This window comes from Aestuariimicrobium sp. G57 (assembly GCF_050110855.1).
Lineage (GTDB): Bacteria > Actinomycetota > Actinomycetes > Propionibacteriales > Propionibacteriaceae > Aestuariimicrobium.
Window position 1 is genome coordinate 402,653 of the sequence record NZ_JBNINW010000003.1, and the last position, 15,932, is coordinate 418,584.

Here is a 15,932-nt window from a genome sequence, read left to right on the forward strand (position 1 = left end):
TCACCCCAGCCCCACCCGGCCCAGCGGCTGCTCGGGTTCGCATTCGACCGGGGCATGCTCCCCAACCTGCCGGTGGATCGACTCGTCCCCGCCGACCAATGAACCACCCGGCGCCCCACTGCGTGCGGCAATCACCTGCGCCATGATCGAGACCGCCGTCTCTTCGGGCGTCTCGGCGCTGATGTCGAGGCCCACGGGGGCATGCAGCTGCGCCAGTTCGTCATCGGTCACGCCCTCGGCCCGCAGCGCCGCCTCGCGGTCGCGGGTGGTCTTGCGTGAGCCGAGCGCCCCGACGAATGCCGCCCCGCAGCGCAGCGCGACCTTCAGCGCCGGGATGTCGAACTTCGGGTCATGGGTCAACACCAGGATCACCGTGGTGCGGCTGATCCGTCCGGCCTCGACCTCGGCCGCCAGCCACCGGTGCGGCCACGCGACCACCAGCTCGTCCGCCTCGGGGAACCGTTCGGCCGTCGCGAACACCGGGCGCGCGTCGACCACGCTCACCCGGTAGTCCAGGAACTTGCCCATCCGCACCACGGCCCGCGCGAAGTCGATGGCCCCGAACACCACCAGCCGCGGCGGCGGGGCCCAGGCCCGCACCAGCAACTCCGGCTCGTCCTGTGCCACCGGCGGCTCATCGAGCGACTGCCCCGTCGTGCCGAACACTCCCCGGGCCACCACCAGCGCCCGCGCATCAACCCCGGACGACCCCAGCGACCCCACCAGCCCGTCGCCGTGCGGGGCGTCCGGCCCCACATAGGTCACCCAGCGCCCCAGCGCCGCATCACCCTCGCTGCCCGGCCGGGTGTCGACCCGCTGGATGAACACCGCCGCGCGCTGCTCGTCCAATGCCTGTTTGAGCACCCGCAGCGGCTCGGCCACGGCCTCGTCCCCCGGGTCGACCCGCGAGATCGTCACGTCGATCTCACCGCCGCAGGTCAGCCCGACGCGCAACGCGTCCTGCCCCGTCACGCCGTAATGCGTCGCGACCGCGCCACCGTCGGCGATCACCTGGGTGGCAGTCTCATAGACCGCGCCCTCGATGCAGCCGCCCGACAGGCTGCCGATGGCGGCACCGTCGCCGGTCACGGCCATGAACGTGCCCGCCGGACGCGGCGACGAGCGCCACGTGCGGGCGATGATCGCCATCGCGAACGGGTCGCTGCCTGCCAGCAGCGGGCCCAGTTCCCCTGCAATCTCACGCACCTGCCATCACCCTTCCCCCCGGACGCGCGATCGCGCGACCCACCAGGGCCAGTTCAGCCACACTGCCACCGGCCACCAATTCGTCAGTCAAAGGCAAGGCGGCGACCAGCGCCCGGGTGGCCGGCTGCCACCCTTCGACGCCCGCCCGCGGATGCACCCAGACCACCTTGTGCGCCAGCCGCGCCACCCTCGCCATCGCCGCCGCGACCTCGTGAGGTTCGCCGGTGTCCAGCCCGTCCGACATCAGCACCAGCACCGCGCCGCGCAGCGGCCCGCGCCGTCCCCAGTCGTCCACCAGGTGGTTCAGCCCGGCCGCCAGCCGGGTGCCGCCCGTCCAGTCGGGCACGCACGCACCGGCCGCGGCGATGGACGCCCCGACATCGCGCCCCGAGAGTTCGGCTGTGACCCGGGTCAGCCGGGTGGCAAGGGTGAACACCTCGGCCGCGTGGGTGCGGCGCAGCGCATGGGCGAAGCGCAGGTTCACCTCGGCCCATTGCTTCATCGACCCCGACACGTCGACCAGCACCACCACGCGGCGCGGTCGCAGCGCCCGCTCACGGTGGCGCACGTCGACCACCTCGCCGCCCCGGCGCAGCATCGCCCGGGTGGTCGCGCGCGGGTCGATGCGGTGGCCGCCGTTGGCGCGTCGCCGCACGCGGCGCACCGGACGATCAAGCTGCAGCGCCGCCACCATCGCCAGCGCCTCGTCGCGTTCGGCAGCCGCCAGATCGCGCAGGGGGCGCGTCCGCAGCCGCTCACCGCGGTGGGCGACCTCACGCGGTGGCCCGGGTTCGGCCGGCCCGACACCCTCACCGCCGTCATCGGGCACCCGCGCCTCGACCTCCACAGCCGTCGCCGGCCAGCGCAACTGTGGCACGGCGCTGAAGTATTCGGCGAAGATGCGGTCGTGGGTGGCCACGTCGTCCGGCGAACAGCACAGCGTCGCCCGGGTGGCCCCGGCGACCATGTCGCGGTCGAGCAGGTCGACCAGCCCGACGGCGCGCAGCATGGTCACCACCCGGTCGGTGGGCACGACCAGCCCCGCCTCGCGCAGGCGCTGCACGAAGCCCAGCAGCACCTCGTCGAGGCCGTGCACCTCGGGCCCGGCCACTAGTCGCCGCCTGCCCCGACCAGTGCGGCGCGTGCCGGCGCCAGGTCGTCCGCATGCTTGACCACCGCGGGCAGTGAGCGTTCGACCAGCCCGTCGTCCAGCCCGTCGGCGCCCAGCAGCACCAGCGCCCGTACCCAGTCGATCGTCTCGGCGAGGCCCGGGGGCTTGACCAGGTCGAGCGCGCGCAGCCGGGTGACCGCGTCGAGCACCTGGGCGAGCATGCCGTCACGCGCCTCGGGAACGTGGTGGCGCACGATGGCGAGTTCCTGGTCGCGGCGCGGCAGGTCGATCCAGTGGTACAGGCAACGCCGCTTCAGCGCGTCGTGCACATCGCGGGTGCGGTTCGAGGTGACCACGACGAACGGCGGCACCTCGGCGGCCACCCGCCCCAGCTCGGGGATCGTGATCGCCCAGTCCGAGAGCACCTCGAGCAGCAGGGCATCGAACTCGTCGTCGGCGCGGTCGACCTCGTCAACCAGCAACACGGCGCGGGCCCCGTTCGTGGACGCGCGCAGCGCCGCCAGCACCGGACGCTCGAGCAGGTAGCGCTCGTCCCAGACCCCGCCCGGCAGCCCCTCGCGGGCGTGCAGCAGCTGACGCGGGAAGTCCCATTCGTACAGCGCCTGCCCGACCTCGATGCCCTCATAGCACTGCAGCCGCAGCAGCGGCCCACCGAGCGCGCCGGCCATGCCCGCAGCCAGCGCGGTCTTGCCGACCCCGGGCACGCCTTCGCAGAAGAGCGGGCGTTCCATCGACAGGGCCAGCCACGCCGAGGTCGCCAGTCGCTCATCGGCCAGGTAGCCGTGGGCGGCCAGGGCCTGCTGCAGCTGCTGGGGCTCGGCAAGGTCAACAGCGTTGCCCAAGTCAGCCGGGTCGTCGTGCATCATCCATCCTTCACATCCACGTCCTGACCACCGGCCAGGTCACCGCATTCGACCAGCGCCACCTCGCGGGCGGCGAGCCAGTCCCGTGCGCCACGGTCCCCGTGCAGCGTTGCGGCCAGGTCATCCCAGTGTGCCCGCCCGACCACCACGGGGTGCCCGGGCACGCCCGCATAGGCCGCCCGGACGACGACCTCGCGCGCATTCGTCCGGTCTTCGACGGCTGCCAGCACCCGCGCCACCACGGACGGACCAATGTCGGGCAGGTCGACAAGCATCAGCACCAGCACGTCGGCGGCCAGGTCCCCAGCAACCCCGCCATCAGCGACAGCGGCCATCCCTGCCGCCATCGACGCCCCCATGCCCTGGTCCCAGTCATCGGCGACGACCACGCCCGCCCCCGCAGCCCGGGCCAGCGGTGCCACCTGGTCGGCGGCAGCCCCGGCGACCACGGTCACCGCGGTGCAGCCGCCCTCGCGCAGCACCCGTACCGTGCGGGCCACCCAGGGCTCACCGTCGGTGCCGGGCACCAGGGCCTTGGGCATTCCCATGCGGCGGCCGGCACCGGCCGCCAGCACGAGGGCGTGGGATCGCATGCCCGCAGCCTAGGCCCGCACCGCCCGGGCGGCGAGGGCCTTGATCGCCTGGGTGAAGCATTCTGCGGGCGGTGTGACCAGGCCTGCGCCGACCTGGCCCGTGCCGGCGACCGCCCCGGCCATGCCAGTGTTGATCTGCGGCAAAATGCCCGTGCGGGCCACGAGCGTGGCGTCGATGCCGTTCGGCACGCCGCGGAACTCGAGGATCGGCAGCTGCCACATCGGGTGTTCAGACTGCGTGATCTCGTACATCGTGCGCGAGGCGGTCAACGCGAACGGCACGTCACCGCCGACGAGCTTGACGATGGCCGGCGCCGCGGCCATCGCGAAGCCGCCGATGCCGGCCGTCTCGGTGATGGCTGAGTCGCCGATGTCGGGATTGGCATCGTCCGGGCCGTACGAGCCCAGGAACAGGCCCTCGGGCTTGTTGGCCGGCCCGGTGAACCATTCGTCCCCGGTGCCCGCGGTCTGGATGCCGAAGTCGGTGCCGTTGCGGGCCATCGTCACCACCACGCTCGACCCGGGGATGTTCTTGGCCGCCATCATCGCCAGCTTGCACGTGGGCATGACCAGGTTGAGCGCGAAGTGGTCGTTGGCGCCGATGAACCGGGCGACCTCGGCGACGTCGGCGGGGTCGAGGCCGCAGTTGGCCAGGTCGGGCAGCACGTCACGCAGGAACATCAGCGTGCCCGACCTGTTGCGGTTGTGGCCCTCGTCGCCCATCTGCAGCATCTGCGCGACCATCGCCAACGTGTCGATGGGCCCATGCTGGGCCACCGCCTTCGCCAGGGCCGGGCCGAGCACGCGGGCCATCCAGCCGAGTCGGTCCTGCACCTCCTGGTTGTAGGCGCCGTAACGCAGCACCTTGCCCAGACCTTCGTTCAGCGAGCAGTACGAGGTGTTGCCGTGCACGGGGTCACGCAGTTCGAACATCCACATCGACGGCGAGACCACGCCGGCCATCGGCCCGACCGCGTCGCGGTGGTGGCAGGGTTCGAGGGTGGCCCTGCCCGCTGCCAGCGCGGCCTCGGCTTCTTCGGGGGACGAGGCCAGGCCCTCGAAGATCATCGCCCCGATCAGGGCGCCCTTCATGGGGCCCGATGCCCGCTCCCATTCCAGCGGCGGGCCGGCGTGCAGGAACTGGCCCTTCTCGAGGCCGAAGACCTCGCTCGCGGGGCGCAGGCCCACGAGTTCGGCCCCTGCCGACTGGATGCGTTCGATGGCGAGCTTGTTCGCGTCCTCGCGGCGGGGGTCGGCCATGACGGCGGCCAGGTCGGCGGGGTCGATGCCGTCCATCGGCGGTCGCCAGTCGACCTCGCGCACCTCGACGCCCTGGTCGCGCAGCGAGGTGGCGAACAGCCCGGCGCCCGAGGTGACGGCGGCGGCCGGGGCCTCGAGCAGGTTGTTGAGGGTCGACTGGCTCATGCGTGGTTCCCTTCGGTGAGCAGGCTGATGGCGTGGCGGGTGGCCTGGGCGTTAGAGGTGAAGACCGACGCGCCGGCGGCGGCGAGCGCCTCGGCGGTGCGGGCCATGCCCTGGGGGTCGGATTCGGTGGCGATCAGGCTGACCACCACCGGCAGTTCGCGGCCGTCGGCTGCAGCGGCGGCACGGGCCTCGCGGATGGCCGCGGCGTGGTCGGTGGCCGGGTCGGCATGGGCTCCGTGGCCCAGCAGCAGGTCGAGCAGCAGCACACCACAGGTGGCGTCGCGGCCCTCGGCGCGCAGCCGGTCGAGGCGCAGCGACGGGTCGATCATCGGATGCGGGCGACCGCGGGTCATCTCGTCGTCGCCGAAGTCGAGCACGGCGTGCTGGTCGGTCGTCGCCGAGGCCGACATCGCGAGTGCGGGGTCGTCAGTGAGGTTCGACTGGATCGGACCCAGCGCTTCTTCGGCGATGAACATGGCCTCATCAGCCAGGGTGCCGCCGCAGAACAGGCCGCGCAGTTTGCCGGGCACGGGATGGGCGGGATCGGCGCCGGTCCAGTGCGGCCAGGTGGGCACGTCATGGCCGCCTGCCCGCAGGGCGTCCTCGGCCTGGGTGGTCAGGTCGGGCAACCCGCGGCCGAGCGTGGCCCAGGTGAGCTGCTTGCCCGACCCGGCAGCCTCGGCCTCGAGCCGCGCCAGCACCGCGGGGTCGGCGGGCTTGCTGACCACGACGATCTGGTCGGTCGACCCGTCGGCGGCCAGCGCCGCGAGGGCCTGGCTGGCCGAGCGGCCGTTGACGGTGGCGCTGAGGTCGCGCCCGCCCAGGCCCAGGCAGTGGCTGATGCCGACGCCGGCCAGGTCGAACAGGCACATCACCTGCTGGGCGCCGGTGCCCGATGCGGCCACCATGCCGATGGGGCCGCGGCGCACCACGTTCGCAAAGCCGAGTGCGGTGCCGTTGACCACGGCGGTGCCGCAGTCGGGGCCCATCACCAGCACACCCTTGCGGGCGGCGGCGTCCTTCAGCACCACCTCGTGCTCGACGCTGACATTGTCGCTGAACAGCATCACCGACAGGCCGTGGTCAACGGCGTCCATGGCCTCGGTGAAGGCGTGGGCACCGGGCACCGAGATGACGGTGTAGGCGGCCCCGGGCAGGTGGTCGGCGGCCGAACCGGTGGTGCGCGAGGGCACGTTGTCGGCCCCGGTGCCGGCGTTGCGGGCCTGTGCCCGCAGTGCTGCGAGGGCGGCGTCGAGGGCCTGCAGCCCAGAGGCGATGGCGTCGTCCGAGGCGGCGCGCAGCGCCACGACCACATCGTTCGGGGTCGCACCCTCGGGAATCACGTAGCCCGACTGCTCGAGCAGCGCCACATTCAGGTCGGTGGCCATGCCGATCTGGGCGTCATCGACTCCCCCGGCGACCTTCACCTGCTGCGAGATCTGCATCAGGCTCACCGAGTCGTAATAGGCGCCGCGGCGCAGTTCAACGTGCACGGTCATGGACGATCCCTTCGTGGGTGCAACTGGACGGGTACATGGGTGGGGCTCATCGGGTCGGGCTCCTGGGGTCGGACAGGTGGTCGAGCGCGCCGGCGAGCCCGGCGCACAGGTCGCGCCCCGAGCTGTGCCCGATGGCGTGGACGGCGGCGATGGTGGCGGCACCGGGGGTGGCGACATCGAAGCTGGCATCAAAGCTGGCGTCGACGAGCCGGACGACCTGGGGCACGCCCAACCCGGCGGCGGCGCAGCGCAGCAGACGGGCCGACAGGCTGGTGGTGCGGTGCAGCTGGTTGGCCAGCAGGCCCTCGGCCTCGTCGGTGCGCAGCCGCCCGGCGGCCACGAGGGCGAGCAGCACCCCGCAGACCAGGTCATCGCCCGACGGGGTGAGGCCCCGGCCCCAGCCGATCAGGGCGGCGAGCTGCTCGTGGGCCGCGCGGTGGTCAGGGGCTCCCCGCAGCTCTCGCTGCAGCTGCTGTGCGGTGATGGCTGCGGCGAGCTGACGCGCCCGGGCCCGCAGCACCGGGTCGGCTCCCAGCCGGGCGGCGATGCCTCGCGCCGGTACGACGCCGGTGACGCGCACGCGTACCCCGATGGGCCGGTGCCTGCCTGACAGCCCGACATCGAGGGCACCGATGCGCAGCCGCCCTGCAGCCACCTCGCCGACAGCACCCACGTCGACCAGGTGGCGCAGGTCGGGGGTGTGGCCCGGCAACCGCACGCCGATCGGCAGCTGCAGCGCCCCGGGGCGCAGCAGCGCGACGACGGCATCGTGGCGGTGATCGAACAGCAGGTAGGCGGCATGCTCGAAGACCGCGAGCACGCGGCAGACCCCGGCGAGGTCGGGCACGGCCTGCGCCGCCACCGACCCCTGCAGGCGCACCAGGCCAGGCACGCTCGTCGTCGAGATCATGCCTTGCAGGCTAGGGCGTGTGACTACTCTTCGTTCATGGCCAAAGCTGACAACCTGCAGACCGATCTACGGCAAGTCATGCCAAAGCTCGGTGGCGATGCCCCCGGCGCTGACTGGCCCAAGCAGGGCGCAGCCCTGGGGCTGACCGTCGACGAGGTGCTGCGCATCCCGGCGCTGCAGGGTGCTGCTGTGGTCGCTGGGTATGCGGGGCTCGACCGGCTCATCAGCCGGGTCAATGTCATGGAAGTTCCCGATGTGCTGCCGTGGACCAATGCCGACCAGCTGCTGTTGACCACCGGTTACCCGCTGCGCCAGGCCGGCGACCTGGCCGAGTTCGTCCGCGAACTGCACGACCGCGGGCTGGCCGCACTCGGCATCAAGCTCAACCGCTACCTCGACTCGCTGCCACCCGAGGCCGTCGAGGTGGCCGACGAGATCGGCTTCCCCATCATCTCGCTGCCTGATGGCATCGGCTTCGACGAGATCCTGAACCAGGTGCTGACAAGGGTGTTGAACCGCCGCGCCGAAGATCTCGACCGCAACGAGCAGATGGTCGGCGACCTGGTCGACATCGTCATCTCGGGCGGCGACCTGACCAAGGTCTGCGACGGCCTGGTGCAGGTGCTGGCCGACGGCGCCGTCGTCACCACCATGGATGGCCGGGTGCTCGCCTCGTCGACCGCCGACGGCCTGACCGGGGATGGCCTCACGCTCGACCAGATGCTGATGCTGCCGGCGTTCGACCGCACCGGGCGACTGCGGGTCGAGGCCGAGCCGACCGGCGTGGTCACCGTGGACGACGACCAGCGCCACCGGCTGCTGGTGCCCGTGCTCGCCCGCGGGCGTCACGAGGGCCGGCTGCTGGTGGTCAGCCGCGCCGCCCTGGGCGTGGCCGAGGTGCACATGGTCGAGTGGGCTGCCGCCGCCGCGGCGCTGGTGCTGACCAAGCAGCAAGCCGTCGCGGGTGTCGAGAACAAGTACCGGGCCGACTTCCTGCGCGACGCGCTGGTCGGCCGGGCGGGGTCGGCCGAACGCGTCGTCGGGCATGCCCATTCGCTGGGATGGAACCTTGATCGTCCACTGGTGGTGGTCGTCGCCAACGTCGACGACCGCGGCGCCGCGCCGCTCGACCCGCTCGAGGAACGCTCGCTGCAGGAACGCTTCTCGTGGGCGTGGTCGCAGGCAGTGCACGCGGCCGACCCCACCAGTCCGGTTGCCGGCTATGCGCAAGAGGCGGTCGCGGTGATCGGGGTCGACGAGCGCACCTCGACCGAGGCACTCGAGCGCACGGTCTCGCGGTTCGCGCGCGCCGTGCGTGGCGACGGCGGCGGTGGACGACGTTCATTCACCACCGGCATTTCACGGCCCATCACCGACGTCACCGACCTGCCGCGCGCCTATGCCGAGGCCGGCGAGGCCGTGGTGGTCGGGCGCCGCCTGCATGGCAACGGGTCGGTGACCCCGTTCGGATCGCTCGGGGTCTTCCGGCTGCTCTCGCAGGTCGACCCGGACGAACTTCGCGCGTTCGCGGTCGAGACCCTGGGCCCGCTGGCCACCGGCGAGGTGGCCGATGCCGACGACCTGCGGCTGACGCTGAGCGTGCTGCTCGACAACAACCTCAATGTCGCCGAGACCAGCCGCGCCCTGCACTTCCACTACAACACGCTGCGCTACCGCATCACCAAGCTCGAGCAGTTGCTCGGGCCGTTCACCACCGACCCCCACCGCCGGTTCTCGCTGGCCCTCGCCCTGCATGTCGTGCAGATGCGCGGGCTGTGAGTCGCGGCTGTGATGCGCACCTGTGACATCGCTCACACGCGTCACGTTTGCGCATAGCCCGGTGATCGTTTCGGCGTTGCACCGTTTCATGCGTTGTCAACACTGGTGCAATGCGTTCGAAACACACCTCCGCTTGCATGTGTCAGGGAGAGATACCTCACATCCGTGATTGTCATATCTCGCCAATCATCCTCGGCGCGCGTCGGCGAAACCTGCTGAATCACCTGACTCGGCAGAAGACATAGGGTTCTTGCACAACCCACAGGACGCGCTCCGCTGCCGTAGCGCGTAAGGAGACACACATGGCCATCTGGAAGCTGCACGGGGATGGGAAAACCCTCGGGCCCGATGAAGTGGTTGCACCAGGCGAACGCCTCACGTGGGGGCGCACCATCGGTCTGGGCGCCCAGCACGTCGTCGCCATGTTCGGCGCGACGTTCGTCTTCCCCATCATCATGGGGTTGAACCCCCAGCTCGCGATCATGATGAGCGGCGTCGCGACGCTGCTGTTCCTGCTCATCGTCCGGGGACGCATCCCCAGTTACCTCGGCACTTCGGCGGCCTTCGTCGGTGGCGTGGTCGCGATCCATGCGGCAGGCGGCACACCCGCCGATGTCACCGGCGCCATCTTCATCTCGGCCCTGGTGCTGATCGCGGCCGGCATCTTCATCAAGTTCGTCGGCGCCTCGGTGCTCACCAAGGTGCTGCCGCCCGTCGTCACCGGCGCGGTCGTCATGCTGATCGGCTTCAACCTGGCCCCGGTGGTGGCCTCGGTCTACTGGCCCCAGGACCAGTGGGTCGCCCTGATCGTCATGATCGTCGTGATCCTGATGAGCGTCGGCCTGCGCGGCTTCCTGGGCCGCATCTCGATCTTCCTCGGCCTGATCGTCGGCTACATCCTGTCGTGGATCCTCGACCTGGCCACCGGCAGGATCACCTCGTACAACGCCGGCACCGGCGCCGTCGACGAGCACTGGCGCGTCGACTGGACCGGCGTCAAGAACGCCGACTGGATCGGCTTCCCGCCCCAGACCGATGTCGCCAACGGCATCGTCGGCTGGCACTTCCCGCAGTTCTCGCTGAACTTCGCCCTGCTGGTGCTGCCCGCGGTGATCGCCCTGATCGCCGAGAACGTCGGCCACGTCAAGGCCGTCTCCGAGATGACCGGCGAGAACCTCGACGACAAGATGGGCGACGCGATCGCGGCCGACGGTGTCGGCTCGGCCGTGGCCACCCTGGTCGGTGGCTCGCCCACCACCACCTATGCCGAGAACATCGGCGTCATGGCCTCGACGCGCGTCTATTCCACCGCCGCCTACGTGGTGGCGGCGCTCGTGGCCATCCTGTTCGGCTTCTCGCCCAAGTTCGGCGCCATCATCTCGGCCACCCCCGGTGGGGTGCTCGGCGGCATCACCGTCGTGCTCTACGGCATGATCGGCCTGCTCGGCGCGAAGATCTGGAAGGAGAACAAGGTCGACTTCGCCAACCCGCTCAACCTGGTTCCGGTCGCCGCGGGCATCATCATCGCCATCGGCAACGTCTCGATCCAGTTCACCGACAGCTTCTCGCTGTCGGGCATCTCGCTCGGCACCATCGTGGCCGTCGGCATGTACCACCTTGCCCGTCTGGTGGCCCCGGCCGAGATGCGCAGCCGGGCAGATGGCATCGTGGCAGAAGGCACGTCCATGATCGCCGACCCGACCGGCAACGAATCGCTCGAATACCTCGGCCTCGAGGACGACCACGGACTGCTGGGCCGCCGCGCCGAAGAGGCCGGACGGCGCCCGAAGGACGACAGCTAGGCACCGCCGCCGAAGCACCCACCCGCACCACAAGGAGCATCGTGAAACCAGCCCCGTTCACCCACCACGCACCCACCACCGTCGATGAGGCACTGGCCCTGCTGGCCCAACTCGACAATGCCAAGGTGCTGGCCGGCGGCCAGAGTCTGGTGCCGGTACTGAACATGCGGCTGGCCACCCCCGACCACCTGGTCGACATCAACCGGCTGGCCGATCTGGCCCGCATCGAGGTGGACGCCGACCGGGTGCGGGTGGGCGCGATCGTGCGGCATGCCGCACTGGAACGTGACGAAGCTGCCCACCGGGCCCTGCCGCTGCTGCGGCAGGGCCTCGGCTGGGTGGCCCACCCGGCCATCCGCAACCGCGGCACCACGGTCGGGTCCATCGCCCACGCCGACCCTTCGGGTGAGATGCCGTCGATCCTGGCGATCACCGGCGGCTCGGTGCGGGTCGCCTCAACCCGCGGCGAGCGGGTCATCAGCGCCGACCACTTCTTCGTCGGCCCCATGGAATCGGTGCTCGAGCACGACGAGCTCGTGCTCGACGTCGACTTCCCCCTGTTCCCCGCCGGCACCGTGACCGGATTCGACGAACTGGCCCGCCGCAGCGGCGACTACGCCCTCTCGGGCGTCGCGGTCGCGATCACCCCGGCGGCCGATGGCACCATCGCTGCCGCCCGGGCCTCGTTCGTCTCGGTGACCGAGCGCCCCGACGTGCTCGACCTCACCCCCCAGCTCGCGGGCCTGCGCCCCGACCAGGTCGGCACCGACGTGCTGGCCACGGTCGCCGAGGCCGCCCGCACCCACGTCGACCCGGTCGACGACATCCACGCCAGCGCCGACTACCGGCGCCACCTGAGCGGCACCATCTGCCGCCGGGTCACCTCGTCGCTGCTGGCCGAGCTCGCCAACCCGTCCGCCCCCACCGCCGTTCCCAGCGCAGAGAAGAAGGTCGCGTCATGACGCCCCCGCAGAGTGCACCGTTCGAAGCAGGCGAGGCCGAGGTGTTGCAGCAGGTCACGCTGCACGTCAACGGCGACAGCCACACCATCGAGGTGCCCGCGCGCAGGTTGCTCTCGGACGCGATCCGCCACGATGTCGGCCTCACCGGCACCCACGTCGGCTGCGAGCACGGCGTCTGCGGCGCCTGCACGGTGCTCGTCGACGGCCGGCCGATGCGCTCGTGCCTGATGTTCGCGGTGGGTGCCGAAGACCTCGAGATCACCACCGTCGAGGGCTGCGGCAACGGCCCCGACGACCTGGGCCCGGTGCAGCAGGCGTTCGTCGAATGCCACGGCCTGCAGTGCGGCTTCTGCACCCCCGGCTTCATCACCACGGTCACCGCGTTCCTGGACGAGAACCCCGACCCCACCCCCGACGAGGCCCGCGAGGCCGTCTCGGGCAACCTGTGCCGCTGCACCGGTTACCAGAACATCGTCTCGAGCGTCTGCCGTGCCGCCGAGATCAAGCGGGAGCGCGCTGCAGGAACCCAGCCGGGCAGCAGCAAACAGGAGGTCGACGCATGAGCGGCAAACTGATGGGCGCCCGCGTGAACCGGAAAGAGGACCCGCGCCTGGTCTCGGGGTACGGCAAGTACACCGACGACCTCGGTGAGGGCGCGCTGCACGCCGCGTTCGTCCGCTCGCCCCACGCCCATGCGAAGATCCTCGACATCGACGTCGACGAGGCAGTCGAGGTCGCCGACGTCGTCGCGGTCTGGACGTGGGAGGACCTCGTCGGCCCGGCCGCCGAGCCGCTGCCGATGCTGCTGCCCCACCCCAGCATCGAGCACCCCTTTACTGCGTACGCGCTGGCCAAGGACGAGGTCAACCACGTCGGCGAGGCCATTGCGATGGTCGTCGCGAAAGACCGCTACATCGCCGAGGACGCCGCACAGCGCGTGCAGGTGACCTATGAGGTGCTGCCGCCGGTGGTCGGCATCGCCAATGCCCGTGATGGCGCCCACCTCGTCCACGAAGGGGCCCCCGGCAATGTGGGCGCACACTACGTGCAGAACGTGGGCGACGCCCCCGCTGCGATCGACGCGGCACCGCATGTGCTCGAGATCGACCTCGACTTCGAACGCAGCGCCTGCATGCCCATGGAGGGCAAGGCCGTGCTGGCCACCTGGAATGACGCGCTGGGCGAGCTGGTCGTCAACTCCTCGACGCAGACCTCGACGGGCCTGCGGGCCGCGCTCGCCGCCAAGTTGGGCATGCCGCTCGAGAAGCTGCACGTCAAGGTGCCCGACGTCGGCGGCGGCTTCGGCGTCAAGATCAACCACCCCTGGCCTGAAGAGGTCTGCGTCGCCGCTGCTGCGGCGCGGCTGCAGGGCCAGGTCAAGTGGATCGAGGACCGCCGCGAACACTTCATCTCGTCGGCCCATGAACGCGGGCAGCTGCAGCGGGCACGGGTCGGCTTCGACGACAACGGTGTGGTGCAGGGCCTGGACGTGACGTTCTGGCACGACCACGGCGCCTACATGCCCTATGGCGTGATCGTGCCGCTCAACACCTCGGTGCAGCTGGTCGGGCCCTACAAGCTGCCCAACTACCGCGTCGAGTACTGGTCGCTGTACACCAACACCGTCATCGTCACGCCCTATCGCGGTGCCGGACGACCCCAGGGCGTGTTCGTCATGGAACGCACCATGGACGCCATCGCCGACTACCTGGGCCTGGACCGCACCGAGGTGCGGCTGCGCAACTTCATCATGCCCGACGAGATGCCGTGGGAGGTCGGCCTGATGTTCCAGGACGGCCGCCCCACCGTCTACGACTCCGGCGACTTCCCGGCCAGCATGGCCAAGGTCAAGGCCCTTGTCGGCTGGGACGACTTCGCCGAGTACCGGCGGGCGGCCGAGGCCGAGGGCCGCAAGGTGGGGCTGGGCATCGGCTGCTATGTCGAGGGCACCGGCATCGGCCCCTACGAGGGCGGCCACATCCAGGTCGAGACCAGTGGACGAGTCAACGTGGCCACCGGTGTGACCACCCAGGGGCAGGGCCACCAGACGTCGTTCGCGCAGATCGTGGCCGACGAGCTCGGCGTGCCGCTCGCCGACGTGCACGTGACCACGGGCGATACCCGCCGGTTCGGCTATTCGGTCGGCACGTTCGCCTCACGCGCCGCGGTGACCAGCGGTTCTGCCGTGCACCTGGCCGCGAAGAAGGTGAAGGAAAAGGCGCTGAGGATCGCCGGCAATGCCCTGGAGGCTGACCCGGCCGACCTCGAGATCGTCGACGGCTTCATCCGCATCAAGGGTGACCCCGAGAACAAGATGTCGTTGGGCATGGTCTCGGTGCTGTCGAACCCGCTGCGGTATGCCTTCGACGAGACCGCCAAGGCAGCCACGCAGTTCTCACCGGCCGTCGACCTGTCGAAGCCGCCGGTCGCCCCCGGTGACGAGCCCGGCCTCGAGGGCAAGGACTTCTACTCGCCGAAGGGCGCCACCTTCGCCAACGGCATGCACGCCGCGATCGTCGAGACCGACCCCGAGACCGCCGACATCAAGATCCTGCGCTACTGCGTCATCCACGACTGCGGCACCATGATCAACCCGATGATCGTCGACGGCCAGGTGCACGGCGGCGTCGCCCAGGGTGTCGGCGGGGCGCTGTACGAAAAGATGGTCTACGACGACTCGGGGCAGCTGCTGAACGCCTCGTTCATGGACTTCCTGATGCCGTTCGCCACCGAGGTGCCCCACATCGAGACCGACCACCTCGAGACGCCGAGCCCGCTGAACCCGCTGGGCATCAAGGGTGCCGGTGAGGCCGGCACGATCCCGGCATCGGCGGTGATCGCCAGCGCGATCGAGGACGCCGAGGGCTTCCCGATCACGAAGATGCCGATCTCGCCCTATGACCTGTGGGAGTTGCGGCGCAAGCATGAGGCAGGCGAGCTGCCGTCGTTGCGCCGCGGGCAGCATGAGGATGCCGCTACCCCGACCACTGACGCCACGACTGACTCGAGCATGACCACTGACACCACGCCTGCTGAGACCAATACCGAGGAGAGCTGAACCATGCAGATCATCGGCACCGCCCACATGATCGCCCCCGTCGCCGTCGCGTGGGAGGCATTCCACGACCCCGGGGTGCTGACCCGGACGATCCCCGGCCTGCAGAGCATGGAACAGACCGGTGAGGACGCCTACAAGGCCACGGTCAGCGCCGGCGTTGCCTCGATCAAGGGCACCTACGCCGGCAATGTGGCGCTCACCGAACAGGTCGAGCACGAGTCATTCCTGCTGAAGGCCAGCGGCCAGGGCGGCCCCGGCACCATCTCGGCCGACGTGCGCGTGCGGCTGGCCAATGCCGACGACGGCGGCACCGACATCGCCTGGGCCGCGGACGCGTCGGTGGGCGGGCCCATCGGCGGTGTGGGGCAGCGGATGCTGCAGGGTGTGGCCCGCAAGATGGCCACCCAGTTCTTCGCTGCCATCGACGCCGACATTGCCTCGGGCGGTGCTGCGGGCGCGCCGCAGGCGGCCGCTGATGTCGCCGAGGCGCTGGCCGCGGGTGCGGCCAGGGCCCAGGACCCGGCTCCTGCCGCGGCAGCCGGCCAGCCCACCGCCGGGGCGGCACCCCGCGCCGTGTTCACCGCCCCCGCGTCGACAACCGCCGCACCCGGATCGTCCACGAAGGTTTTGCTGGCTGCCGTTGTCGGCGCCGTCATCGCGCTCGCCGGCGTGCTCGTCGGCGTGCTGGCCGGAAGGAAGTAAC

General features: G+C 70.8%; 13 protein-coding genes. 6 read left to right on the forward strand and 7 right to left on the reverse strand.

The genetic code is table 11. The features are described from left to right. From ACQCX5_RS08970 to ACQCX5_RS09000, 7 genes are read right to left on the reverse strand one after another with little or no spacing between them, the layout of a single operon-like run. Positions 1 to 1,206 carry an XdhC family protein gene (locus ACQCX5_RS08970; RefSeq protein ID WP_434541683.1) on the reverse strand — a complete coding sequence of 402 codons (1,206 nt, stop codon included), beginning with the start codon at positions 1,204 to 1,206 and terminating at the stop codon, positions 1 to 3. Further along, positions 1,199 to 2,317, reverse strand: a complete 1,119-nt coding sequence (locus tag ACQCX5_RS08975; protein WP_434541684.1) for a vWA domain-containing protein — start codon at positions 2,315 to 2,317, stop codon at positions 1,199 to 1,201. The genes ACQCX5_RS08970 and ACQCX5_RS08975 overlap by 8 nt, the downstream gene beginning before the upstream one ends. Further along, entirely contained in the window at positions 2,317 to 3,201 is an 885-nt protein-coding gene (locus tag ACQCX5_RS08980; RefSeq protein WP_434541685.1) for an AAA family ATPase, read from the reverse strand. The genes ACQCX5_RS08975 and ACQCX5_RS08980 overlap by 1 nt, the downstream gene beginning before the upstream one ends. Continuing rightward, positions 3,201 to 3,794 (reverse strand): nucleotidyltransferase family protein, encoded by a 594-nt coding sequence (locus tag ACQCX5_RS08985; protein ID WP_434541686.1) that lies wholly within the window; start codon positions 3,792 to 3,794, stop codon positions 3,201 to 3,203. The genes ACQCX5_RS08980 and ACQCX5_RS08985 overlap by 1 nt, the downstream gene beginning before the upstream one ends. 9 nt (positions 3,795 to 3,803) lie before the next feature. Then, a complete protein-coding gene (locus ACQCX5_RS08990; RefSeq protein WP_434541687.1) occupies positions 3,804 to 5,219 on the reverse strand; it encodes a DUF1116 domain-containing protein in 1,416 nt (471 codons plus the stop codon). Further along, positions 5,216 to 6,718: an FdrA family protein gene (locus ACQCX5_RS08995; protein ID WP_434541688.1), complete on the reverse strand. Its 1,503-nt coding sequence runs from the start codon at positions 6,716 to 6,718 to the stop codon at positions 5,216 to 5,218. Before ACQCX5_RS08995 ends, ACQCX5_RS08990 begins: the two co-directional genes overlap by 4 nt. Before the next feature lie 46 nt (positions 6,719 to 6,764). After that, positions 6,765 to 7,628, reverse strand: a complete 864-nt coding sequence (locus ACQCX5_RS09000) for an oxamate carbamoyltransferase subunit AllH family protein (RefSeq protein ID WP_434541689.1) — start codon at positions 7,626 to 7,628, stop codon at positions 6,765 to 6,767. Positions 7,629 to 7,664: 36 nt separating this feature from the next. Between ACQCX5_RS09000 and ACQCX5_RS09005 the strand changes: the two genes are divergently transcribed. The 6 genes from ACQCX5_RS09005 (at position 7,665) to ACQCX5_RS09030 (ending at position 15,931) form a co-directional block, all read left to right on the forward strand. Further along, positions 7,665 to 9,407 (forward strand): PucR family transcriptional regulator, encoded by a 1,743-nt coding sequence (locus tag ACQCX5_RS09005; RefSeq protein WP_434541690.1) that lies wholly within the window; start codon positions 7,665 to 7,667, stop codon positions 9,405 to 9,407. Positions 9,408 to 9,709: 302 nt separating this feature from the next. After that, positions 9,710 to 11,209 carry a uracil-xanthine permease family protein gene (locus ACQCX5_RS09010; RefSeq protein WP_434541691.1) on the forward strand — a complete coding sequence of 500 codons (1,500 nt, stop codon included), beginning with the start codon at positions 9,710 to 9,712 and terminating at the stop codon, positions 11,207 to 11,209. Positions 11,210 to 11,250: 41 nt separating this feature from the next. Next, a complete protein-coding gene (locus ACQCX5_RS09015; RefSeq protein ID WP_434541692.1) occupies positions 11,251 to 12,171 on the forward strand; it encodes an FAD binding domain-containing protein in 921 nt (306 codons plus the stop codon). Continuing rightward, positions 12,168 to 12,734: a (2Fe-2S)-binding protein gene (locus ACQCX5_RS09020; RefSeq protein ID WP_434541693.1), complete on the forward strand. Its 567-nt coding sequence runs from the start codon at positions 12,168 to 12,170 to the stop codon at positions 12,732 to 12,734. The genes ACQCX5_RS09015 and ACQCX5_RS09020 overlap by 4 nt, the downstream gene beginning before the upstream one ends. After that, the gene (gene cutA, locus ACQCX5_RS09025; protein WP_434541694.1) at positions 12,731 to 15,229 is read left to right on the forward strand and encodes an aerobic carbon-monoxide dehydrogenase large subunit; all 2,499 of its coding nucleotides are present in this window, start codon (positions 12,731 to 12,733) and stop codon (positions 15,227 to 15,229) included. The genes ACQCX5_RS09020 and cutA overlap by 4 nt, the downstream gene beginning before the upstream one ends. Positions 15,230 to 15,232: 3 nt before the next feature. Further along, entirely contained in the window at positions 15,233 to 15,931 is a 699-nt protein-coding gene (locus ACQCX5_RS09030; RefSeq protein ID WP_434541695.1) for an SRPBCC family protein, read from the forward strand. Position 15,932 lies beyond the last annotated feature (1 nt).